Annotated in this window: 23 protein-coding genes; 12 read left to right on the top strand and 11 right to left on the bottom strand. The window is 50.0% G+C overall.

Going from position 1 to position 23849, the window contains the following annotated elements; all coding sequences use genetic code 11:
* The first annotated feature begins 170 nt into the window (after nt 1–170).
* The 4 genes from I0P70_RS07820 to I0P70_RS07805 all read left to right on the top strand — a co-directional run bounded on the left by I0P70_RS07820 (nt 171) and on the right by I0P70_RS07805 (nt 7003).
* The gene (locus I0P70_RS07820) at nt 171–2144 is read left to right on the top strand and encodes a biosynthetic peptidoglycan transglycosylase (RefSeq protein WP_230392058.1); all 1974 of its coding nucleotides are present in this window, start codon (nt 171–173) and stop codon (nt 2142–2144) included.
* Nucleotides 2145–2332: 188 nt separating this feature from the next.
* The gene (locus I0P70_RS07815) at nt 2333–3340 is read left to right on the top strand and encodes a bile acid:sodium symporter family protein (RefSeq protein WP_196116308.1); all 1008 of its coding nucleotides are present in this window, start codon (nt 2333–2335) and stop codon (nt 3338–3340) included.
* 120 nt (nt 3341–3460) lie between these two features.
* Nucleotides 3461–4192 carry a GLPGLI family protein gene (locus I0P70_RS07810; protein ID WP_196116230.1) on the top strand — a complete coding sequence of 244 codons (732 nt, stop codon included), beginning with the start codon at nt 3461–3463 and terminating at the stop codon, nt 4190–4192.
* Nucleotides 4193–4216: 24 nt separating this feature from the next.
* A complete protein-coding gene (locus I0P70_RS07805; protein WP_196116229.1) occupies nt 4217–7003 on the top strand; it encodes an outer membrane beta-barrel family protein in 2787 nt (928 codons plus the stop codon).
* An 85-nt stretch (nt 7004–7088) separates the two neighbouring features.
* Here I0P70_RS07805 and I0P70_RS07800 read toward each other — a convergent pair whose 3' ends face one another.
* The 5 genes from I0P70_RS07800 to hemG all read right to left on the bottom strand — a co-directional run bounded on the left by I0P70_RS07800 (nt 7089) and on the right by hemG (nt 12138).
* Nucleotides 7089–7418: a DUF3817 domain-containing protein gene (locus I0P70_RS07800; RefSeq protein WP_196116228.1), complete on the bottom strand. Its 330-nt coding sequence runs from the start codon at nt 7416–7418 to the stop codon at nt 7089–7091.
* A 146-nt stretch (nt 7419–7564) separates the two neighbouring features.
* Nucleotides 7565–8677 (bottom strand): chorismate mutase, encoded by a 1113-nt coding sequence (locus I0P70_RS07795; protein ID WP_230392057.1) that lies wholly within the window; start codon nt 8675–8677, stop codon nt 7565–7567.
* A 262-nt stretch (nt 8678–8939) separates the two neighbouring features.
* Nucleotides 8940–9890: a TerC family protein gene (locus I0P70_RS07790; RefSeq protein WP_196116227.1), complete on the bottom strand. Its 951-nt coding sequence runs from the start codon at nt 9888–9890 to the stop codon at nt 8940–8942.
* Nucleotides 9891–10040: 150 nt separating this feature from the next.
* The gene (locus tag I0P70_RS07785) at nt 10041–10775 is read right to left on the bottom strand and encodes a polyprenol monophosphomannose synthase (RefSeq protein WP_007659642.1); all 735 of its coding nucleotides are present in this window, start codon (nt 10773–10775) and stop codon (nt 10041–10043) included.
* A 16-nt stretch (nt 10776–10791) separates the two neighbouring features.
* Complete coding sequence (gene hemG / locus I0P70_RS07780) at nt 10792–12138, bottom strand: protoporphyrinogen oxidase (RefSeq protein ID WP_196116226.1); 1347 nt, start codon at nt 12136–12138, stop codon at nt 10792–10794.
* A gap of 115 nt (nt 12139–12253) precedes the next feature.
* Here hemG and I0P70_RS07775 point away from each other — a divergent pair, with 115 nt between their 5' ends.
* From I0P70_RS07775 to I0P70_RS07760, 4 genes are all read left to right on the top strand, one after another.
* Nucleotides 12254–12775 (top strand): HAD-IIIA family hydrolase, encoded by a 522-nt coding sequence (locus tag I0P70_RS07775; protein ID WP_196116225.1) that lies wholly within the window; start codon nt 12254–12256, stop codon nt 12773–12775.
* A 98-nt stretch (nt 12776–12873) separates the two neighbouring features.
* Complete coding sequence (locus tag I0P70_RS07770; RefSeq protein WP_196116224.1) at nt 12874–13857, top strand: S9 family peptidase; 984 nt, start codon at nt 12874–12876, stop codon at nt 13855–13857.
* A gap of 17 nt (nt 13858–13874) precedes the next feature.
* A complete protein-coding gene (locus tag I0P70_RS07765; RefSeq protein WP_196116223.1) occupies nt 13875–14447 on the top strand; it encodes a GNAT family N-acetyltransferase in 573 nt (190 codons plus the stop codon).
* Nucleotides 14448–14455: 8 nt separating this feature from the next.
* Nucleotides 14456–14893: a hypothetical protein gene (locus I0P70_RS07760; protein ID WP_196116222.1), complete on the top strand. Its 438-nt coding sequence runs from the start codon at nt 14456–14458 to the stop codon at nt 14891–14893.
* Nucleotides 14894–14964: 71 nt separating this feature from the next.
* On the opposite strand, the gene I0P70_RS07755 is transcribed toward I0P70_RS07760, so the two are convergent.
* Both I0P70_RS07755 and I0P70_RS07750 read right to left on the bottom strand, forming a co-directional pair.
* Nucleotides 14965–15123: a hypothetical protein gene (locus tag I0P70_RS07755; protein WP_155800585.1), complete on the bottom strand. Its 159-nt coding sequence runs from the start codon at nt 15121–15123 to the stop codon at nt 14965–14967.
* 90 nt (nt 15124–15213) lie between these two features.
* A complete protein-coding gene (locus I0P70_RS07750) occupies nt 15214–16608 on the bottom strand; it encodes an arginine decarboxylase (RefSeq protein WP_196116221.1) in 1395 nt (464 codons plus the stop codon).
* Nucleotides 16609–16778: 170 nt separating this feature from the next.
* Here I0P70_RS07750 and rocF point away from each other — a divergent pair, with 170 nt between their 5' ends.
* The 4 genes from rocF (at nt 16779) to I0P70_RS07730 (ending at nt 21368) form a co-directional block, all read left to right on the top strand.
* The gene (rocF, locus tag I0P70_RS07745) at nt 16779–17750 is read left to right on the top strand and encodes an arginase (protein WP_196116220.1); all 972 of its coding nucleotides are present in this window, start codon (nt 16779–16781) and stop codon (nt 17748–17750) included.
* Nucleotides 17751–17758: 8 nt separating this feature from the next.
* Entirely contained in the window at nt 17759–19549 is a 1791-nt protein-coding gene (gene argS / locus I0P70_RS07740) for an arginine--tRNA ligase (RefSeq protein ID WP_196116219.1), read from the top strand.
* A gap of 223 nt (nt 19550–19772) precedes the next feature.
* Entirely contained in the window at nt 19773–20381 is a 609-nt protein-coding gene (locus I0P70_RS07735) for a glutathione peroxidase (protein WP_196116218.1), read from the top strand.
* 51 nt (nt 20382–20432) lie between these two features.
* The gene (locus I0P70_RS07730) at nt 20433–21368 is read left to right on the top strand and encodes a 1,4-dihydroxy-2-naphthoate polyprenyltransferase (protein WP_196116217.1); all 936 of its coding nucleotides are present in this window, start codon (nt 20433–20435) and stop codon (nt 21366–21368) included.
* Between the two features lie 17 nt (nt 21369–21385).
* On the opposite strand, the gene pncA is transcribed toward I0P70_RS07730, so the two are convergent.
* From pncA to I0P70_RS07710, 4 genes are all read right to left on the bottom strand, one after another.
* A complete protein-coding gene (pncA, locus tag I0P70_RS07725; RefSeq protein WP_196116216.1) occupies nt 21386–21994 on the bottom strand; it encodes a bifunctional nicotinamidase/pyrazinamidase in 609 nt (202 codons plus the stop codon).
* Nucleotides 21995–22113: 119 nt separating this feature from the next.
* Complete coding sequence (locus I0P70_RS07720; protein WP_196116215.1) at nt 22114–22827, bottom strand: PIG-L deacetylase family protein; 714 nt, start codon at nt 22825–22827, stop codon at nt 22114–22116.
* A 99-nt stretch (nt 22828–22926) separates the two neighbouring features.
* A complete protein-coding gene (locus tag I0P70_RS07715; RefSeq protein ID WP_196116214.1) occupies nt 22927–23550 on the bottom strand; it encodes a DUF5025 domain-containing protein in 624 nt (207 codons plus the stop codon).
* A 77-nt stretch (nt 23551–23627) separates the two neighbouring features.
* Nucleotides 23628–23804: a hypothetical protein gene (locus tag I0P70_RS07710; RefSeq protein ID WP_196116213.1), complete on the bottom strand. Its 177-nt coding sequence runs from the start codon at nt 23802–23804 to the stop codon at nt 23628–23630.
* Nucleotides 23805–23849 lie beyond the last annotated feature (45 nt).

Below are 23849 nucleotides of genomic sequence, written 5' to 3'. Positions count from 1 at the left end.
CAGATAGTGCCTGAAGTCATATCCAAATCCGACTGAGGTCGTATGCGGGGTAGATAACATATACCATACGGTATTACGTATGCGTGATGAAGTGATATATTATATCAGCACTATATTTTGATACTAAATCTTATTAGCGTAATTCGCATCTTGATATTTTGGACCAGCGATTGAAAAAAAGAATACTGATAGGAGTCAGCGTTGTGCTAGGCTTCTTCCTGATTCTCCTCATCTCCCTTTTAGTGTTTAGGAGTAGCCTGCTTAGCTATACCGTAAACCGTGTGGTAGAGAAAGTGGAGAACCGTTATCCTGTAGATTTTAACATCGGTAAAGCAGAGTTTAACGGCCTCACCTCTGTCGTACTCAGTGATATAACCCTGGTGCCGCATGGGCAGCCCCAGCTCTTCAGAACCGACAGCGTGCATGCCACCGTTGGTTTTCGCTCCCTCTTCAAGGGGCGCATTGTGCTACGCAGCCTTGATGTAGCCAACGGCTATCTTACTGCCGTGAAGGACGGGGACCAGAATAACTTCGCCTTCCTGTTTAAGAAAGACGATACACAGCCTGTTGACACCACTGCCAAAACTGACCGCAACTACGGTGAGCTGCTTAACCGTGTGCTTGAAACTGCTTTTGATAACGTGCCCGACCAGGTGGACTTCAGTAACCTGAACGTGACCTATACCTCTCCAAATCGGGTCATCGATGTGAAAATGCCTTTCCTTACCATAGAGGACGGCAACATTGCATCACAAGTATCTATCCGTACTGACTCCCTGATCAATAATCTGATAGTGAAAGGTACAATTGATCCGCGTGACTACAACATCATGGCCAGTCTGTACACCGCTGATACATCCGGCATCAGACTACCTTATGTCAAAGAGAAGTTTGACGGTGTTGTGGCTTTTGACACGCTGCACCTGGGTATAAATGAGAAGCGCTACCGCCGCGACAGGCTTATTGTAAAAGGCCGGGCAATGGTGAATAACTTGATGCTCAACCACGAGAAACTGGCAGACGAGAATATTTACCTACGGGAGGGAGCAGTTGACTATGTGGTTTCGCTGGGGCAGAATCTTTTTGTGGTGGATAGCCTAACGGAAGTGCGCGTGAACAAGGCCCGCGCCAATGTGTACGCCGCTTATAACAACGCCGACTCCAAGATCATCGATCTGAAAGTGCGCACTGAGGAACTCCCTGCCAATGATTTCTTCGAATCTTTGCCTAATGGCCTTTTCGAAACGCTGGAAGGTATACAAGCAGAGGGGAAGCTGCAGTATAAAATGAACTTTCACGTCAACCTCGACAGTGTAGAGCGTGTCGTGTTTGATTCTGATCTGGATGCTTCTGAGGATTTCAGGGTAGTGAAGTGGGGCAAAGCCAACCTGGACAAGCTGAAAGGTCCGTTCATGCACACCATGTACGAATATGGCAAACCGATCCGTACCTTCATGGTGGGGCCATCCAACCCGTTCTACGCACCGATCGGGCAGATTTCGCCATACCTGCGCAATGCCGTGCTCACAGCCGAAGACGCTGGTTTCTACAGCCACAAAGGCTTCCACGAAGAGGCTTTCCGACAGGCCATCGCCACCAACATCAAGAACAGGGAGTTTGTGCGTGGTGGTAGTACCATCTCGATGCAGCTGGTCAAGAACGTGTTCCTGACGCGTAAGAAAACAGTGTCGCGCAAGGTGGAGGAGGCCATCATTGTATGGCTGATCGAGAACCTGGAGATCGTGTCGAAGAACCGGATGTTTGAGATATACCTGAACATCATCGAATGGGGGCCAGACGTATACGGTGCCAAGGATGCTTCGCGGTTTTACTTCGGAAAGCAGCCGTCTGAGCTTAATCTGGCCGAGTCGATCTTCCTGACCAGCATCATCCCGAGTCCGAAACGGTACCGCTCTTCCTTCGACAGTTACGGCAACTTGCGCAGTTGGAAGTCAGGCTACTACCGCCTGATCGGAGGCATCATGGCACGGCGGGGACTCATCTCGCAGGCTGAATATGAAAATCTGCAACCGAATGTGCGGCTTTACGGTCGTGCCCGCGATCTGATTGTAACAGCACCGGATGCTGATTATGAAGATACCACCGAGTTTGAGCTCGAAACAATTGATATGTTGGGTTTCTAACTTGTAATTATACCTGAAACAACGGCCGGCGCTTGTAATTGCGCCGGCCGTTGTTTTGTTTTGGAGCCAGTTATACCTGATTTTTGCTTTCGTCTAATCGAACACCTGAACAAAACATACCTGTGAGCACACCCCAGACTCCGCTACCTGACAATCCTAATCCCCAAGTGCCGAAGCCAAAGTTTGGTGTGCGCAGTGTGAAGGAGCTGTTGGTGCGGGCTGGCTTCGACTGGTTTCTGCTGGCGCTGATCGGAATGATCGTGCTGGCCTGGCTTTGGCCGGAAGGCGGTTTGGACTACGAACCTTTTTCGCTGAGTGATGTGGCCGGTATTGGCGTTTCCCTTATCTTTTTCTTTTACGGACTTCGCCTAAGCCCTGAGAAACTTCGGGCAGGATTGGAGAGTTGGCGACTTCACCTGGTGGTGCAGGCTTCTACTTTTTTGATCTTTCCGCTGTTGCTTATCCCTTTGCATGGCTTTTTTGAGGGTACCTCTTACGAGATGCTATGGCTGGGGACCTTTTACCTGGCGGCCTTACCTTCCACGGTTTCTTCATCAGTAGTCATGGTATCAATAGCTGGTGGCAATATACCTGCGGCTATCTTCAATGCAAGTATCTCAAGCCTGGTGGGCGTATTTATCACACCGCTCTGGATGGGGCTATACCTGACGGCGGGCTCCGGTGATTTTGACATGGGGCAAGTAATGGGTAAACTGGTGCTGCAGGTACTGGTGCCTGTTGCGCTGGGTGTGGTGCTGCACCGTTATTGGGGCGGCTTTGCAGAGCGTAACCGCAAACAGCTACGCTTATCTGATCAAGTGATCATTCTGCTGATCGTCTATACCTCTTTCTGTGAGTCTTTTGCCCGCGATATGTTTAGTGGTTACAGTATCGGTAATCTGCTGTTGCTGGGGCTGGCCATGATCGGGCTTTTCTTTTTGGTGTATTTTATTGTAAATGGGATCAGCCGTGTGATGGGTTTCAACCCTGCTGACCGCATTACAGCCATCTTCTGTGGCTCCAAGAAGTCACTGGTGCACGGCACGGTAATGGCCAAAGTACTCTTTCCCGATGCGGATATGGTGGGCCTGATGCTCTTGCCGATCATGATCTATCACGCCCTGCAGCTGCTGGCCTCCAGTGTGATTGCCCAATCCATCGCCCGCCGTGCCGGAATCAATGTGCAAGGCGAATAAGTACTTTTTCTGGTCGCTTAGGTCCTTTCCAAACTTTAACTTTTGATTAACCTTTCGTTAACAGTCCTTAACACCTAGGGATAACATATTGCTGTACTTTTATCACAAAAAAGATAGCATATGAAAAACTTCTTCTCTGGAATACTGACACTGGCGCTGCTGCTGTTGGCAGTGGATGTTTACGCCCAAGAGGGTGTGATTACCTACGAAAACACGATGAACATGCACCGTAGACTCGGCCCTGAGCAAGAGGCTATGAAAAGCATGATACCGGAGTACCGCACCACCAAGCAGCAGCTTTTCTATAATGCGCAGGAGTCACTTTACAAGGCGCTGGAAGAAGACGAGGACCAGTTCACGGCAAGTGGCGGTGGCATGCGCATCAACATGCGGGTACCGCTCAACGAAAGTTATTACGACCAAGGCACCGCCCAGAAGGTGTTACTGACTGAGTTCATGGGCAAAAAGTATATCATCGAAGATTCCATCCGCATCAGTCCGTGGAAGTTTGGAACAGAGACCAAAGAGATTCAAGGCTATACCTGCAAGCAGGCCTATTACGAAGACGAAGCCAGGAAGACAGCGGTGGTGGCCTGGTATACGGACAAACTCAGACCGGCACTTGGTCCTGAATCCTACAACACACTGCCAGGAGCGGTGCTTGCAGTCGATATCAACAATGGGGAGCGTGTCATCAAGGCGATCAAAGTAGAGCAGCGTCCACTTAAAAAAGGAGAGATATCACGCCCAGTCAAAGGGCAGAAAGTCACTCAGCAGGAGTACCAGGCGATGGTAGACGAGCAGATGGAGCGCATGCGCCAGAACGGTGGCCGAAACGTGATCATTCGCTAACAAAGGAGCGCTAATCATACGGCTATGAAAAAATCTATACTGCTCTCACTTATTGCTTTTCTTTGTCTAACGCACATGGCTGTGGCCCAGCGCTATACCTTGAGAGGACAGGTGCAGGACGAAAAACAGGCCGGGTTGCCGGGTACCACTGTGCTGATCCTGCAGGCGAAAGACTCTTCATTGGTAAGTTTTACTTCTACTAACCCGCAGGGCGAATTTGAGATCAAAAACGTCAGCAAAGGCGATCTGCTCCTTAAAGCGACTTTCCTGGGCTACTCGCCTTACTTCAAGCAGCTTCAGTTTCCGGAAGAAGGTAATGTACTGGACTTGGGCAAGCTCGTTATGCGACCGCTTTCGAATGAACTGAAAGAGGTGATGGTGCAGGGTGAGAAAAGCCCGGTGGTGTTTAAGAAAGATACCATCGAGTATAACGCCGGTTCTTTTAAAACGCAGCCTAACGCCGTGGCTGAAGACCTCCTCAAGAAACTGCCTGGAGTGGATGTGGAAACAGACGGCTCCATCTCTGTAAAAGGAGAGAAGGTGCAGCGTGTGACAGTAGATGGCAAGGAGTTCTTTGGCCGTGACCCGAAGCTGGCTACCCGCAACCTTCCCGCCGACGCCATCGATAAGGTTCAGGTCTTCGATAAGAAATCAGACCAAGCCATGTTTACAGGTATAGACGATGGGCAGCGCGAGAAAACCATCAACCTGCAGCTGAAAGAAGAAAAGCGCAACAGTGCTTTTGGCAATGCCATGGCAGGTATAGGCACAGACGAGCGCTACCAGGCCAAGGCGAGTCTTAACCGGTTCAGCAATGGCAAGCAGCTGTCTTTCCTGGGTATGGCTAACAACGTGAACGCACAGGGCTTTGGCTTTGATGACTACATGACCTTTAGCGGAGGTATGCAGCAGATGGCTGGCGGGGGCGGTGCTCGCGTAACCATCTCATCCGACAACAGTTCGGGTGTGCCATTGAACTTCGGTGGCCGTACCAATGGCCTGATGGATAGCTACGCCGGTGGTCTGAATTTCAACAATCAACTTAGCAAGAAGGTAGAGGCGAATGGCAGTTACTTCTTTAACAAACTTGATCATAACATTGCCCGTGATCTGGAGCGTCTGGAGTTTTTGCGGAACGCGGATGTACGCACGGACCAGCGCAGCCGTCAGCTTAACGGTAACACCAATCACAGAGCTAACTTTACAGTTGATTACAAAATAGACTCAGCAAACTCAGTCAAAGTCACAGGTGCCATCGGGTATAACGAAACCAGTACCAATCAGCGGAGTGAGGTAGAAACTTACAATGGCGAAAACCAGCTTCAGAACCAGAGCACCAATACGGCTTTTTCAGATGGTTCCGCCCTAAACGCCAACGGTAGTATTCTGTTCAGACACCGCTTCCCGAAGGCAGGCCGCACTATTTCTTCTAACACAGAGTTCAGAACCGGCACGAACCAAAACGATGGCACCCTGCAGGCTGTCAACACCTTTGCCGATGGCCTTGTAAATGTGCTGGATCAGGAGAACAGGCAGGAGACGGAAAACCATAGTTTAAGCACCAACCTGGCCTACACCGAACCACTCGGAAACCGCCGCTACCTGGAGGCGAATTACAACTACCGCCAGAACATCAACAAAGTAGACCGCCAGGTATACGACGTGGAGGAAGGTGAATCGCGGTTATACAACGAGTTGCTCAGTAACAGCTACACCAGTAATTATCAGTACCATCGGACAGGTATGAATTTCCGGATGAACAGGAGAGAATTTAGCCTGACTGTCGGTTCCAGCCTGCAGCACACTGACCTGACGGGTGAGCTTCTGGGGTTCGATGACGATATCCGTCACTCTTACCAAAATGTATTGCCTACTTTGCGATTCAATTACGAATTTACGGGTAACAGACGCATTGATTTCAATTACGAAACCACGGTGCATGAGCCCACTATACGGCAGTTACAACCTGTAGTGGACAACTCTAACCCGCTGAACATTTACGAAGGTAATCCAGAGCTGCGACCTGCCTATATGCACCAGTGGCGTCTCAACTTCAGTACCTTTGATCCGGGTACGCTGATTAATTTCTTCACTTTCGTGAATGCCTCTTATACCAACAATGCCATTACGAATGCTCAGAGCTATACCGATCGCCTGATCCGCATTACGCAGCCAGTCAATGTGAGTCACAATACCATTGTCAGCGGTTTTGCCTCCCTCGGATTTCCGGTCAAGAAGCTGAACAGTCGCTTTAACATCGGCGCCAATGTGCGGCAGCAGGAGAGCATCAACTTGGTGAACGAAGTGGCAAACGATATCCGGATACAGAACCTGAATGGTAACCTGCGTTACGAATATCGCCTGAAGGAACTCTTTGACTTTAACCTGCGTGCAAACTACACGGTGCAGCGCACGAAGTACCAGTTCGGGGATGATCAGCAGTTCTTTAACCAGACGTACTCAGCTGAGACCAACTTATACTTGCCGAAACTTTTTAACTTAAACACAAACTTCGATTACATGCTGTTTGACAACCCGGGCTTCGACTTCAGCCAGCGTATACCTATGCTCAACATGTCTATCTCGAAGCAATTCCTGAAAAACAAAAGTGGTGAGTTGAAGCTGTCTGCCCTGAATGTTCTGGACGAAAACCTAGGAGTTAATCAGACAGCCAATATCAACTATGTGGAGCGCGAGACACTGAACTCACTAGGGCGCTATTTCATGCTGAGTTTTACTTACTCGATCAACAAGCACCTCAACCCGATGGGCAACCGAGGCGGAGGCAGATCCATCCAAATTATTAACTAATGCCTGCGGGTTGAAAAGAAAAAAAGGGCTGCCACATGTGGGCAGCCCTTTTTGATACTATTGGCTAAATAGTTGAGGGTTGTTGTTATGCAACCTGCTTTTGTTTAACAGGCTTCTCTTTTCTATTTTCCTCTTCCTTAAGTAGTTTCTTATCTAAAATGAACGGTCCGAATGGCAGGAGCGATGCAATTACCGCAGCCGCTACTTTCTTGATAGACCAGTTGTGCGTGAGTGTTACCTCCAGTACCGACACCATATACAATACAAACAGCACACCGTGTGCCCAGCCAGTATACTTCACCATCTCCGGCATACCTGCCATGTACTTCAGTGGCATGGCAATGCCGAGCAGGAGTAGGTAAGAGATACCTTCGTATATACCAATGGTGCGAAGTCTTGAAATAGGGGTTCTCATAATGTATAGCTTTTGTTCAGCTGCAATTTAGCACTTAACAGCCGAGTTACCTGAATCGTGCCATTGGAAAAGAAAAAAGATGGGATTATGGAAATATTTTGAAAAATAAAGACACAGCTTTTTTACAAAATATCTTCATAAACCAATTACGAACTTAGTCCATAATTATACAAGTGAGTACGCGCATACTGCGAACGCACTTCCTGGAAAATGGTCTTCACAAAAGACTGGTCTATACCTGCACTGCTGGCCTGGTGCAAGAGGTTTTCTAACACCAAGTCCCAACGCACCGGGTCTGGTTTCTCAGCGCTCTTTTCAGTGGGCTTGCTATAGTCGCCAAGCTGTGCTGTGACTTTGGTACGGCGTGACAGCAAAGTCAATAACTCATCGTCCAGGTGCTCGATCTCCTTGCGCAACTTTTCCAGCTGGGCACTCTGCTTCAACTTCTCGGCAGGGGCCTGCTGTTGCTTCAAAGCCTGCAACAACATGTGCAATTCCTGCGGCATGATCTGCTGTTGGGCATCGCTCAAGGCCGCAGCCGGGTTGTAATGCGACTCTACCATCAGGCCATCATACCCCAGGTCGAGGGCACGCTGACTCACCGGGCGCAACAGACTACGGCGACCTGCTATATGGCTGGCATCGCAATACATGGCCAGGTCAGGTACCTGCTGGCGCAACTCCAGGGCATGCTCCCACTTTGGGTGGTTACGGTAAGGAGCACTGTCCAAGGTTGAGAAGCCACGGTGCATGGCACCAAGCTCCGTGATGCCGCTGTTATGTAGCCGCTCCAAAGCCCCAAGCCACAAGGCCAGGTCCGGGTTTACCGGGTTTTTTACAAGTACAGCCACCTGCACGCCTTTCAGAACATCTGCAATCTCCTGCACCAGAAATGGATTCACAGTCGTATGGGCACCGATCAGCAGGATGTCTACACCGTGCTGAAGGGCCTGCTCTGTTTGGGTGGCATTGGCTACTTCGCAGGCGGTGCGTAGTCCGGTTTCGGTTTTTACGGTGCGCAGCCACTCCAGCCCAATAGTGCCTACTCCATTGAAGCTTCCCGGGCGTGTGCGTGGTTTCCAGATGCCCGCTCTGAACACTGATACTCCTTTTACCTTTTTCAGGCCAAGGGCGGTTTGCAACATTTGCGCTTCACTCTCAGCGCTGCACGGACCTGCAATCACCATGGGGCGCTTCTGGCTTACCAACTGGCTCTGTTGTCCTGCTAATTTCATGCTGCTGTGTGCTGCTGTACTCATGGGTTTATGTTATTTAGAATATGCCTTAAAATAAAAAAGCCCCGCTTGTGGCGGGGCTCCTTTGGTATCTGTGTATGTTGATGTTTTACCTAACGCACAAAGTTCTACCAGGGAGCCCCGTCGGAGGCACCAGCATAGAATTTGTAAAAATAGAGGCGTTAGCGAAAATCATTTTTTCTCAATTATACTGCAATTGAAGTTATTAATACTGACAAAAGCAAATATATGCAATGAATTTTAGCGAAAAATTTAGAATTCAGTTTTAAGGGAGTGTAATGTCAGGCGGCGGTGGCAGTTCATTATCCTTCTTAGGGAAGAGGAGTGAGGCTACAATGGAAACTGTCAGAATAGTGCCTACGACGAGCAAAGCGTAGCGCATATCCAGATGGTAGATATCGCTCAGCAATAACTTAACGCCGATAAAGACCAGGATCAGCGACAAGCCGTAGTGCAGGTAATGGAACAACTGCATAATACCCGCCAAGGCAAAGTAAAGGGCCCGCAATCCTAACAAAGCAAACACATTGGATGTATAGACAATAAATGGATCTTTTGAAATTGCCAGGATAGCAGGTATAGAATCGGCTGCAAATACCACATCGGTACTCTCCACCATGATTAGTACCAGGAAGAGAGGCGTGGCATAGAGCTTGCCGTCAATCCTGGTGAAAAACTTACCGCCTACGGCTGTTTTTGTGAAAGGCAGCTTTTGGCTGATCCAAACGATGAATGGATTTTGCTCAGGATGCAGCTCGTCATCATCTTTTGTGAAGGCCATTTTGACACCGGTGTATACCAGAAAAGCGCCTAAAATGTAAATGATGAAGTGGAACTTGGCAATAAGCGCCACACCTACCAGGATGAAAATACCACGTAGCACCAAAGCGCCTATGATACCCCAGAACAGGATCTTGTGCTGGTACTGGAGCGGCACTTTGAAGAAATTGAAGATCAGGATAAAGACAAAGAGGTTGTCGACGCTCAGCGACTTCTCGATCAGGTAGGCCGTCAAAAACTCCAGGGCGGGAGCAGGGCCTTTCCAGTAATAGATGATCGCATTGAATGCCAGCGACAACGCCACCCAAAAGGCGCTCCACAGCAACGCTTCCTTTATCTTGACTTCATGTTCCTTTCGGTGAAACACAAAGAGGTCGAGACCCAGCAATAGCAGGATGAATGCGTTGAATATGACCCAAAAAAGTATGGTATCCATAGGCTAGCGAAACTTGACAGGTATAGACTTTCTTTATCAAATAGGAGCTATACCTAATCCGTAAAGTTAGTCGATTTAGCGCGGGATACGCAGCTTTGTGCTGAGAATATATTTTGAAAAAAAATGAAGCGTATCAGGTATAGCCGATAGCTAGTAGCGGTCAAAATGACGAAAAAAGCTGTTCACCTTCATGCGGATCACCCCCAGTACCGCTTCCTTGAATATACCCTTCGACATCTTGGACTGACCCTTGGTGCGGTCAGTGAAAATGATGGGCACCTCCTTGATCTTGAAGCCATACTTGAAGGTGAGAAACTTCATTTCAATCTGAAATGCGTAACCCACAAAACGAATCTTGTTGAGCTGGATCGTCTTGAGCACTTTGCGGCGGTAGCACACAAAACCTGCGGTGGTATCGGCAATGGGCATACCTGTGATCAGGCGTACATACAAGCTGGCGAACCAGGACATCAGCACCCGGCTCATAGGCCAGTTCACCACGTTGACGCCCTGCACGTAACGGCTGCCGATCGACATATCGTGTCCTTCTTCGGCACAGGCCTGGTAAAGGCGCACCAGGTCATCGGGATTGTGCGAAAAGTCGGCGTCCATCTCAAAAATGTACTCGTAACCCTGACGCAGCGCATACTTAAACCCATGAATGTAAGCCGTACCCAAACCCAACTTGCCGGTGCGTGACTCGAGGTGCAGGCGTTCCGGAAACTCCTGCTGTAAACTGCGAACAATATCAGCCGTGCCGTCAGGAGAGCTGTCGTCCACGATCAGCAGATCAAAAGGGTAGGGGAGTGACATCACCTTCCTGACAATAGCCTCAATATTTTCCTTTTCGTTGTAGGTTGGTATGATCACCAGCGAGTCATTCATACCGCAAATATAGTTATTAGGCTATTGAGCGGGAAGCGGCGCGGGTATTAATTTTGGCGGCAATGGCTTTGGCTTCGCGCACGCAGTCGGGTACCGAAACGCCGGCATACCAGTTGGCTGAAATGAACAGACCGTCCTGCTCGAGCACCTCCGCCATGTGGTGGGCATCTTCTATGTAAAGGTCGAACTGCGGCAGGGCGTGCCGCCACAGGTGCATGTGCTGGTATACGGGGGCCAGGGCCTTGATCTGGTAGGTTTGGCAAAGCTCCTGGTGCACCTGCTTGAGTAGGCTGCTTTCCTCGAGTTGGGCATGTTCGGCAAAGCGTGTGCCTCCTACATAAGATGTGATCAAAACCTCGTGAGAGCGGCAACGCCCTTCAAACAGGGAGCTCGTCCAGATAGATCCTGACGTAAAAGACTGCTCCTCCCAGGGGTGGAGCGCCCCGAAGCCTTGAAGCGGATGCCCTACTTCGGCACGGTTATACACGGTGTGCACCACGGCCATAGGCGGGTAATTGATGTTCTGGAGCGCTGCCGACATACCCGGGTAGGTAAACTCAATCAGCTCGGCTGCCTGGTGGGCAGGAAGGGCCAGCACCAACTTATCATATTCCTCATTGTCATGGTCGCCGTTGGAAGCGCAGCTGATGATGAACTTGCCTTTGATGCGGGTGATGAACTCCACTTTGTGGTCGAGGTGCAGCGAGATCAGCTTGTCGGCAATGGCCTGTGGCAAGGTGGACATGCCGTTGCGGAAAGAGAATGCACGCTGAAACACACCACGTTTCTTTTTCTGCACCATGCCTTCCAGCACCGAGCCATACTGCGTTTCCAGTTCTTTGAGCTCCGGATGCGCTTTGTTTACCAGCAGCTGCCTGGGATCGCCGCCGTAGAGGCCGCTGATCATAGGAGCTGCCAGGTAGTCCATCTGCTTTACTCCAAAGCGTCGCTCGAAAAAATCCGAAACGGTTTCATTTTCTACTTCGGCTGGCGGCTGCTTGCGTTCCTGCAGAATCCTGTGCTTCTCTTCATTTGAAAACAAGTCGTTAGCCAGAAATGATTTGGGACTGGAAGGTACCGGGTACAGTTTGCTATTATGTAGCACATACCTCTTGTTATTGCGCGGCGTCAGCGGCAGCAGCTCAGTCTCCAGTTTGAGTTCTGTGATGAGCTGCAACAGCTCCTCGTTCATTTGTAACGTGTTGGGTCCCAGTTCGAAGGTATAGCCATTTTTGCGCAGGGTACGCATATTGCCACCCACCTCACTGCCAGCTTCGAACAGGTCATACGCTATGCCCTGCCGCTGCAGGTAATAGGCCAAGGACAAGCCCGAAATTCCCGCTCCGATTATCGCTACTCTCATGATTTCTTGCTTGTAAGCTGTTAATATTTGTGCCTTTCTGCTGCAGTATTGCTGCCGGGGCATGCATATCCAACGTAATAATTCTAATTTTAGCGCCTCAACCTATAGACTGACAATGCAGCGAAAGTGCGTATTCCTGGACCGCGACGGTGTGCTCAACCGCGAACGAGGAGACTATACCTATACCCTGGAAGATTTTGAAGTGCTGCCGGGTGTGCCGGAGGCTTTGGCGCTTTTGAAGCAAAACGGCTTTTTGCTGATTGTGGTTACAAACCAGGGCGGTATAGCCAAAGGCCTGTATACCAAGGCCGATGTGATGGCCTGCCACCAGAAACTGCAGGACGCCTGCGATCACCTGATTGATGCGCTCTACTACGCTCCCTCGCACCCCGACTACTCCGAATCGCTCTCCCGTAAGCCTGATAGCCTGATGCTCGAGCGAGCCATCGCCAGGTATAACATAGACCCTGCCCAGAGCTGGATGGTAGGTGACTCGCACCGCGACCTGGAAGCCGCTGAGAAGGTAGGTATACGCTCTATTATAGTAGGCGATAAGTACAAACCCGGCAGCTATACCTGGCAGGTTAATGATTTGTGGGAAGCGGCGCGAGTTCTTTTGGAGGAAGAGGGAAAATAAAGTTGGTATTGCCCTGTAATTTAGGATGCAACTAATGGACTTTCCATAGAGTCATTGTTATATTAGTGTGTGCATAATCTTTAAATAAGATAAAGTATATGAGAACACTTCTGGCTGTGGTGTTGACTTCGCTCTTTTTTAGTTGCGGTTCACATCTACCAATCCAAGGCAACGATTCCGGAACCCCTTCGGTACTGGCAGCAGATACCTTGCTGAAATTTGCGGCGAAGCCAGAAGAGGGTTTTAACTTCGAATATCTGGTCTATTTGCCAAAAGGGCTCCAAAGTGAGGTCACAAATCATCTCTTAGTGGAGACAACCAATACAGGGCTTAACGATACCCTTTCCTATCACGAAAAAGGAGCCAGGTATGCTGCGAGTGTTAGTTCGGTGGGGAATTTTGCTTCTAAGAAACTACAAATCCCCTTGTTGGTGCCAATCTTCCCGAGGTCGCAAACGAACTGGACCTACTATACCCACGCACTGGATCGGGACGTGCTTTTAACAAATGAAGCAGATATAATGCGTCTAGATCTGCAGTTGCTGGCAATGGTGGAAGACGCCAAAAAACAACTGAGGTCAAAGGGCTACAAACTGGAAGATAAATTCTTCATGACAGGATTTTCAGCTTCGGGTACATTTGCCAATCGTTTTACGCTACTACATCCGGAGAAAGTAAAAGCTGCAGCCATGGGTGGGATCAATGGAATTGCCACACTACCGGTTACGGATTTAGCTGGAGAGCCCCTGTATTATCCGCTAGGTATAGCAGACCTGCAGGAAATAACCGGAAAGCCGGTGAACTTGGAGGCCTTCAGAAAACTGCCTCAGTTGCTGTACATGGGCGAATTAGATGAGAATGATGCAGTTGCTTTTGATGATGCATACAGTGAAGAAGAGCGGGAGGTCGTTTACCGCCTGATGGGAAAGCAGCTTGTGCCGGAGAGATGGGCGTTTGTAAAGAAGGTATATCTGCAAAATAAAGTACAAGCAGATTTCAGAATATATCCTGATATTGGACATGGTACTGATTTGAGGATAAATAATGAAGTAGTGGAATTCTTCAGGCAGCACACAAATTGATTTAGCACAGTATATCTATGACCTCATACAAATCATTTGAAACCGAGCGCCTGCTGCTGGTACCAACATCAGAAAAAGACGCTGCTTTTATGTTGGAACTGCTCAACAGCCCGAGTTGGCTCAGATATATCGGAGACAGAAATGTGCATTCTGTGGAAGAGGCAGCGGCCTACATCCGTAATAGGATAACCCCTCAACTGGAGCGGCTGGGATACGCCAACTACACCGTCATCCGCAAATCGGACCGAGAGAAGCTAGGTGTTTGCGGTCTCTATGACCGCGAAGGACTGGACGGGATCGATATAGGCTTTGCCTTTCTGCCGCAGCACGAGAGGCAAGGGTATGCGCTCGAGGCCGCTCTGGAAGTAAAACGAGCAGGTATAGAGGAGTTTGGTATTAATCGGATCAAAGCAGTCACAGTAAAAAACAATGTAGCTTCACAAAGACTGCTGGAGAAGCTAGGCCTGAAGTATAGCAAATTAGTACAGCTGCCGAACGATCCGGAAGAGTTGCTTTTATACGAGTTGAAAGTCGATGACGAGGCAGCACACGCAAAGCATACCCACATCCATCCTGAACCAATCACATAGAAATCAACATGAACCCAATCCTGAGAAACATCCTGGCCGTTGTGGCTGGCATCGTGGTCGGCAGTGCCGTCAACATGAGCATCATAATGATGAGTGGTGCTGTTATTCCGCCACCGGCTGGTGTGGATACCACTACATCGGAGGGCCTGTCGGCAGGGATGCACCTGTTTGAACCGAAGCATTTTCTGATGCCTTTTCTGGCGCACGCCTTGGGCACCTTGGTGGGTGCTTGGGTGGCAGCCATGGTAGCGGCTACCCATAAAATGAAATTTGCCTTAGGTATAGGCGTTTTCTTTCTGGCCGGAGGGATAGCCAGTGTCTGGATACTGCCTTCGCCGGTGTGGTTCGCAGTTGTTGACCTATCCCTAGCCTACCTGCCCATGGCCTGCCTGGCTGGGCTGCTCGCTACCAGTAGGCGCAGGAGCACAGCAGTGATACCCGCTTAGTGAAAATGTATAGCAACAAAAAAACCGGCCTTTAAGCCGGTTTTTTTATATCCATAGGAAATCCGCTCGGATTAGCCTTTGATCACTTCAGTTTCCTGCACAAGGTCAGTTGCCGGGGCGTTCTGCTCAGACACCTCAACGCTGGCAAAGTTATAGGCTGGGCAGTAGGTCTTGCAAGAAGTCATACCCAGTGCCAGGATGAATGCGCCGAATGCTGCTAATTTCTTCATGATAATATAGTTAGGTAAACGATGGTAATCCAAAAATACAATTTTTACTATAAATGCAAAACAGTATACGCAAATTTAACGCGCGCGGTCTTAAATTTCGTATCCCAATATGTTCAGCATCGATTCATAGGTCTGCTCTGGCGCAAACTGCCAGCTGATAAGCTTACCCTCCTCGTCACGATCCACCAGAATATGCTGTGGCGAAGGAATCAGGCAGTGCTTGATGCCACCATACCCGCTTAGTTGCTCCTGGTAGGCTCCTGTGTGGAAGAAACCAATGTAAAGCGGCTCATCTTTTGGCGCTTTCGGGAGGAACACCTGGAAGGAATGCATCTCAGAGTTATAGTAGTCCTGGCTGTCGCAGGTCATACCGCCAAGCTGAATTTTGCGGTATTCCTTGTTCCAGTGGTTGATCGCCAGCAATGGCCAGCGTTGGTTCAATGCCCAGGCGTCAGGCAGGTTGGTAATAAACGAACCATCGATCATGTACCAAAGTTCCTTGTCGTTCTGCAGCTTCTCGTCCAGGATAGAGTAGATGTTAGCGGCACTCTCGCCTACTGTAAAGATGCCAAACTCTGTGAAGATGTTCGGCTCCGGCACACCCTCTTCCTTGCAGATCCGCTTGATCGTGCGCAGAATTTCCTCGGTCATGTACTGGTAGTTGTAGTCAGCCTGAATGGAGGTTTTGATCGGGAAGCCACCGCCAATGTCGATGGTGTCCAGCTCCGGGCATACTTTTTTCACTTCGCAGTACTTGTGCACAAAGCGGCTCAACTCCGACCAGTAGTAAGAGGTGTCTTTTATACCTGTGTTGATGAAGTAGTGCAGCATCTTGAGCTCAAAGCGCTCGTCTGGCTTTATCTGCTGCTCATACAGGTCGATCACGTCGTTGTAGCGCACACCTAGTCGGGAGGTATAGAACTCAAACTTCGGCTCTTCGTCCGAGGCCAAGCGTATACCTACTTTGGTCTTCGTGTTCACGTGCTCCTTGTAGTAGTCGATCTCGCCCAGGTGGTCAAGTATCGGCATACAGTTCACGAAGCCATCGTTGATCAGCTCCGAAATCCACTGGCGGTAGCGCTCACGCTTAAAGCCGTTGCAGATGATGTAGGTGTTCTTGTCGATTTTGCCCTTCTTGTGCAGTGCCCGCACGATCTGCATGTCGTAACCCGATGAGGTCTCGATATGAATACCGTTTTTGAGAGCTTCCTCCATCACGAATGAGAAATGCGAAGCCTTGGTGCAGTAGCAATAGGTATAAGTACCCTGGTAATCCAGTTTCTGAATGGCATCGTTAAAAAGACGCTTCGCCTTCTGAATCTGAGAACTAATTTTGGGCAGGTATGTTAATTTTAAAGGAGTACCATACTGCTTGATCAGGTCCATCAGGGGAATACCGTTGAAGTACAATTCGTTGTTCTCTACAGTGAATTCTTCCGTTGGGAAATCAAACGTTTGGTGTATTAGGTCAGTGTATTTATCCATTATGGTGCTTGTGCTCTTAAGAAAACATGCAATATTGTTCGTTATTTACCATCTTTGCAAAAACTTAGTTCAATTTATATGAATCGTTCATGAAATTGTTCCTATTAGGCTCTTTATAGCCGGAAAATTTTGTGAAAGATGGAAGCTAGCGATGCAGAACATATAGATCTATGAAAAAGATTAAACTTATAGAAGTCAGGTCAGAGTTGGGTGCCGGAACACGTGGAGCGAGCATGGGAGTTGACGCATTGCGGGTAGCATGCTGGGACAAAGGCTGCGACTACTTCAAGCGTTTCAACTCGATCAGCGTACCCGATCTTAACTATACCCTGTTCGACAGGGACCTGTTCCCGAATGCGCACCGCATCGACAGTATCCTGACGGTGCAGAAAAACATTGCCAATGCCGTAGAGCAGACACTGGAGCTGGACATGTTTCCGCTCGTGCTGTCCGGTGACCACTCCAATGCCCACGGCACCATAGCAGGCATAAAATCAGCATACCCGGACAAGACGCTGGGGGTGATCTGGGTAGACGCGCACGCCGACATCCACTCGCCGTATACCTCACCTTCGGGCAACGTACACGGTATGCCGCTGGCCATGGCGCTCAACATCGACAACCTGGAGCGTCAGATAAATGACCCGGCACCAGAAACTGTTTTCTTCTGGAACTCGCTCAAGAAGCTGGGCTATGACGGTCCTAAGCTGAAGCCCGAGCACCTGGTATACATTGTAGTGCGCGATACCGAAGAGCCGGAAGATTACCTGATGACCAAACACGGCATCAAGAACTTTACCTATGCTGAGCTGAGTAAGAAGGGACCGGAGCAGGTAGCGGCTGAAGCCCTCGGGCGTCTGCAGGACTGCGATATTATCTATGTGTCCTTTGACGTGGATAGCCTCGATTCGAAGTTCTCGAAAGGAACGGGTACCCCGGTAGAGGTGGGCCTGACCGTAGAGGAGGCGAAGCTGCTGAACTACCACCTGTTGCAGGACCCGCGCATTGTGTGCTACGAGATGACCGAGATCAACCCGACGCTCGACACTGAAAACACTATGGCTGAGAACGCTTTCGACATACTCGAGACAGCCACTGACGCCATTTTACACCGAGAATTTAATAAAACAGCTATACATTAATTCACTTAATGCAACTTCAAAACGCCATCAGCCAAAGCATTAGCCAGGCACTTCAGGCTTTGTTTGGCCTTACTGTTGACGCTTCTACTATCGCCCTCCAGCCAACCCGCAAAGAGTTTGCCGGCAGCTTCACGTTCGTAACTTTCCCTTACACCAAGCAGGCCGGCAAAGGCCCTGAGCAGATCGGGGAGGCATTGGGTGCTTACCTGAAAGACCATGCCGCCGAGGTGAAGAACTTCAACGTGGTGAAAGGCTTCCTGAATCTGGAAATAGAAGAAGAGGTATGGGTGCGCCTGTTCCGCGACCTGATGACCAACCCTGCGCACGGGCAGGCGGCTGACTCTGGCAAGAAGGTGATGGTGGAATACTCTTCGCCAAACACGAACAAGCCGTTGCACCTGGGCCACCTGCGCAACAACTTCCTGGGCTATTCGGTGTCGGAGATCATGAAGGCCAACGGGCATAACGTGATGAAGGCGAACCTGGTGAACGACCGCGGTATCCACATCTGCAAATCCATGCTGGCTTACCAGAAAATGGGCAATGGCGAAACCCCGGAAAGCAGCGGCATGAAAGGCGACCACCTGGCTGGCAAATACTATGTGCTGTTCGACAAAGCTTACAAGGAGCAGATCGATGAGCTGGTAGCCGGTGGCATGGACAAGGAAGAGGCGAAGAAGAAGGCGCCGCTAATGCTGGAGGCACAGGCCATGCTGCAGCAGTGGGAGCAGGGCGACGAGGAAGTGGTATCGCTGTGGAAGACCATGAATGGCTGGGTATATGAAGGCTTCGATGCCACTTACCGCAACATCGGCGTTAATTTTGATAAGTTCTATTACGAGTCTGAGACTTATACCCTGGGCAAAGAGCGTGTAGAAGAAGGTCTGCAGAAAGGCGTGTTCTTCAAAAAGCCAGACGGATCGGTATGGGTTGACCTGACCGACGAAGGCCTGGACGAGAAACTCTTGCTTCGCTCTGACGGCACTTCGGTTTATATCACCCAAGATTTGGGTACAGCCGAACTGAAATATAATGACTTCCCGTATGACCAGTCGGTTTACGTAGTGGCTGATGAGCAGAACTACCACTTCCAGGTATTGAAGGCCGTGCTGAAGAATCTGGGCAAGCCATACGCGGAGGGCATCTATCACCTGTCTTACGGCATGGTGGACCTGCCATCCGGCAAAATGAAATCAAGAGAAGGCACCGTAGTGGATGCCGACGAGCTGGTAGCCGAGATGATCGACACCGCCCGTCAGCAGACAGAGGAGCTGGGCAAGATTGAAGGCTTCACGCCGGAGGAAGCACAGCAGCTGTACCATACCCTGGCCATGGGTGCCCTGAAGTACTTCCTGCTGAAAGTGGATCCGAAGAAGCGCATGCTCTTTAACCCGCAGGAGTCGATTGACTTCCGTGGCAACACAGGGCCGTTTGTGCAGTACACACACGCTCGTATCTCTGCCATCCTGCGCAAGGCTGGCGAGATGGGTATTGCCGTGGATGCCGCCTCTTTTAGTGACTTCAACAACCTGCACGAAGCTGAGCAGGAGGTAATCGTGCAGCTGGTAAACTATCCGGAGGTGGTGAAAGAAGCTGGTAAGCTATACGCTCCGTCTGTGATCGCGAACTACGCCTACGAGCTGGCCAAAGCCTATAACCGTTTCTACCAGGAGATCTCGATCTTCAACGAGACAGACGAGCAGGCCCGCAACTTCCGCATTGCCCTCTCTGCCATGGTAGCCCGCTTCGTACGCGAAAGCATGAGCCTGCTGGGTATAGAAGTGCCGGAGCGAATGTAAGAACTAGGTATAGCGGTTAAAGGAATGTAGGTATGGCGCGGGCGTCCTCGCTCGTGCCTATTATAGTGGGACCTCTGGGCTCTTTGGCTATACATAAAGTAACTTACGGGGTACAGGCTCCAAAACAGCTAACACGAGTGTGGATGCTCACGCTACAGTGAGTTGAAACAAAAACAGTATTTTCCGGTTAAGCCGCATATACGTATACCTAAACCACAAAAACATGAAGCGTACCGCACAACTTTTAACCGCAGGTCTTGTACTAGGTATAGCAACTGCCTGTTCAGGTGGTTCAAACACAAACAGCCCGGCAACAGCTACAACGACAGACACTATGGAGACACAAGCATCTCAGACGACACAGAGTTCTGACTTCTATTCTTTTAAGGTAAACAGCCTCGAAGGACAGGCAATCGATTTGTCGAAGTTTAAAGGCAAGAAAATACTGGTTGTGAATACAGCCTCGGAGTGCGGCTATACCCCACAGTATGCCGACCTGCAGAAGCTCCACGAGACGCATGGTGATAAGGTGGTGATTCTGGGCTTCCCGGCAAACAACTTTGGCGGACAGGAGCCCGGCTCAGAAGAGGAGATTGCGGCTTTCTGCCAGAAGAACTACGGTGTGACTTTCCAGATGATGGAGAAGGTATCCGTGAAAGGCGATGACCAGCATCCGCTTTACAAGTGGCTTGCCAAAAACAGCCCGAACAATGAGGAGCCAGGCTGGAACTTCAGCAAATATTTGATCGACGAGAACGGCAAGGTGGTTGCCTTCTATCCGTCAAAAGTGAAACCGATGGGAGAGGAGATCCTGGCGGCGATTCAGAAGTAATGACGTCAGGTATAAGCATTGGTGCTATACCTGATTTTTTAGAGAAATACCTTGAATACAACACAACACATTCCGCAGAATCCAGGTCTGGTAAAGGCCTGGATTTCCGCTTTTAGGCCGCGCACGCTGCCGCTGGCTTTTTCCTGCATCGGTATGGGAGGCTTTATGGCGGCGGCCTACGGCGCTTTCGATGCGGTGGTGGTCGGCTTGTGCGTACTCACCACACTTTTCCTGCAGATACTTTCCAACCTCGCCAACGATTACGGCGACTCCATACACGGTGCCGACAGCGTGCACCGGGAGGGGCCGAAGCGGGCGGTGCAGGCCGGGCACATCAAAGCTGAACACATGAAGAAAGGGATGGCTGTTTTCAGCCTGCTCTCGCTGGTGTCGGGCTTGCTGCTGCTGTGGGTGGCTTTCGGTACCGAAGGTATCTACCTGTTCCTGGTCTTTCTTGCTCTTGGCCTGGCATCTATCTGGGCTGCCATTAACTATACAGCCGGCTCCAAACCTTATGGTTATGCCGGCCTGGGCGATATCTTCGTGTTCATGTTCTTCGGATTGGTGGGTGTGCTGGGTACTTTCTTTTTGCAGGCGCAGTTGCTGCCCATGCTGGTGATCCTGCCGGCTATGGTTTGCGGCTTCTTCTCTACGGCAGTGCTCAACGTGAATAATATCCGGGATATCAAATCGGATGTGCTGGCGGGCAAGCGCTCCATACCTGTACGCCTCGGGCCAGTGCGGGCACGTGTCTACCATACTTTCTTACTGGCAGGGGGTGTGCTGAGTGCAGTGGCCTATGTGCTGCTCAACTTCCACAGCGTGTGGCAGTTTCTGTTTGTGCTGGCTGTACCTCTTGTGTTGGTCAATGGCGTGAAGGTATGGCAAAAGCAAACGTCAGCAGAGCTCGACCCATACCTGAAGCAGATGGCGATTACGACCATGTTGTTTGTACTGCTTTTCGGGATAGGCCAGGTGGTGGCTTGATCAGTTTTGATCAGTTGCTAAAGCAGGTCGCTGCTCTGTATGATTTTTCCGCCGCTGGCCAGCATGTCGGCACGTGCAGCGGCATAGCCTTCCTGACTGATCGGGCGGGTCGCATCTTCAATGAAATACTTCTCAAACCCTTCGCCCAGGGCATCTTTGGCAGAGTAGTACACACAGTAGTCGGCGGCCAGGCCAGCCAGGTAGAGTTGCGTCACGCCTTTGCCACGCAGGTAGTCTGCCAGCCCCGTTGACTTGAGACGGCCGTTGTCATAAAAGCCGCTGTAGCTGTCGATTTCCGGATTAGTGCCTTTCCTGAAAATAGCCTCAATCTTTCTGGTTTCAAGAGCAGGAGCGAGGTCGGCTCCGGGTGTGCCCTGCAGGCAGTGGTCGGGCCAGAGCACCTGCGGTAGCCCGAGTAGCTCGGTCGTTTCAAACGGGCTCTTCCCTTCATGATTTGAGGCAAAGCTCTTGTGATCAGCCGGATGCCAGTCCTGCGTCGCCACCACCAGATCAAACTGCTCCTGCAGCCGGTTCACAATAGGTATGATCAAGTCCCCTTCCGGCACAGCCAATGCGCCGCCAGGCAGAAAATCGTTTTGTATGTCGATCAGCAAAAGTGCTTTCATAATTCAGGTATAGGTATAGCCCCTAAGGATACGCTAAAATAAGCATTGGCTTCCATTTAACACCATGTTATACCTTGCCTCCTCTTTTAGCCAAATGTCAGCTAGTCTTTTGTTCAAGGCTAAAGTCCATCCGTTAGGTTAGCCAGTGGAGGTTTATGGTCCTCCTGATAAAGTTCGAAGTAGACGGTATCGCCGATCGACTCCACCACATTGGCCTGCTTGATCACGTCCTGGTAGGTGTCATAACAGTTCAGTGCCTTTTTCATGATTTCTATGTCCTCGGGTCGCAGCTTCACTTCGCAGTCGATAAGGTCGGGCCTGCTGTGCTTCATCAGGAATTTGCCGGATTGCAGCGGCTGTTCTGTTTTGTTCGGCAGCGTCAGAAAAGCTAGCCTTTTCAGGTAGTCGGAACCGCCTTCTTTCATCTCCAGGTATACCCGCTTAACGACGGCGTGCATCACGAGGTGATCATGAAAGCCGCTCACCCCATGTACCGGGTACGATACGATGACCTGCGGTTCTATCTGCCGGATATGCGCCTTTACCACCTTTTCAATCTCGCGTGGGTCCATCTCTGCCAGTTTACTGTCGGGCAGGTCGAGCACCGTCATGCCTGTCAGGCCGAGCACCCGCTCCACGGCCAGCATCTCCTTATACCTGACATCGCCCATCTCTTCCACGCTCAGGCCCAGTTCGTGCCGTACCTTGGTGGCGCCGCCCCTGGTGAGGGTGAGCAGGTATACCTGGTGACCTTGCTCCAGCTGCTGCCACATAACAGGGGCCGGACCGAAGGATTCATCATCGGGATGCGGGAAGATATAGAGAATGCGCATGATGGAGGTTTTGGTTTAAGTGTTTGGATGCTCACTTAAACGGTGAAATGCGCCGGAACGGTTTACAGGATCTAGGCAAATCAGGTTTAGCAGAATATTCTATAGGCTACAGTGGTTTGGATTGTAGCTGTTTGGCTTGTTAAACTTGAAATGTCCCTTTTCAATTCTGATAATTTCCTCCGGGTTTTGCTCATGATAGAGGATGCCTTCGAAGCTTCCTTTTATGCTCTGGAGTTTGACAAAGCCAGACAGCGGCAATATTTCATCTACCTTTACCTGCAAGGAATTCTGCATGTTCACATACCTGGTAGAAGTGCCATCGGCGTGCGTGATCAGGTAATAAGCATAGGAGTCGAAAATTTCTTGATAAGTGCCGGTCGTGTGGTAAGTGCCCTTTTTATCTACTCCTGTAATTTGAATCTCCAGGAAGTCGTCTGCTTGCATGTCGCTCTTGCCGGAGTTGCTGTGTGCTGTAATTGTAAAAGCAGGGGAGGAAATGTCGTTTACTGTATGAACTGACCAGGCACCATTAAACCTGCTTCTGCACTTATCGCCGTCAATCGCTGTTGGCACCCAGTCCTGTCCGTCTAGCTGTAAGGCGAGTTCATTCAGAGGAGAAGGCTCCTCCGGACCAGGCGCCTTTTTATCACAACTCATCGATAAGAGCAAGGTCAGGTATAGAAAAGCAAGTGATCTGATTTTTTGAATAGCCGTCGTTTGCATTTATACCTGTTTAGTGATGAAAACTTAAGGTAGTATACCTTGTCGTTTTGATTTTGTTAGAAGCCTATATTTTCATTTTACTCAGCTTCTTGGTCTTTCTTTTTTGCCCGAAGCAGGTAAGTAGCTGAGATGATCCAATCATTGTTGTTGTAGGTATAATAATAGCTGGTCGCATTGTGCTCCCCATAGCTTAGTTGACCTCCAGCATGATAAGTAAAGGACACTTTGATATGCTCACCAATGGAAGAAGACAAACCGGCAAATTAAAAAGGCTGCTTGCAAGTTTTTTAAGTAAGACC

Source organism: Pontibacter sp. FD36 (assembly GCF_015686655.1).
GTDB lineage: Bacteria > Bacteroidota > Bacteroidia > Cytophagales > Hymenobacteraceae > Pontibacter.
Note: the sequence above shows the minus strand (reverse complement) of the source record. Positions and strands in the feature narration are given on the sequence as shown.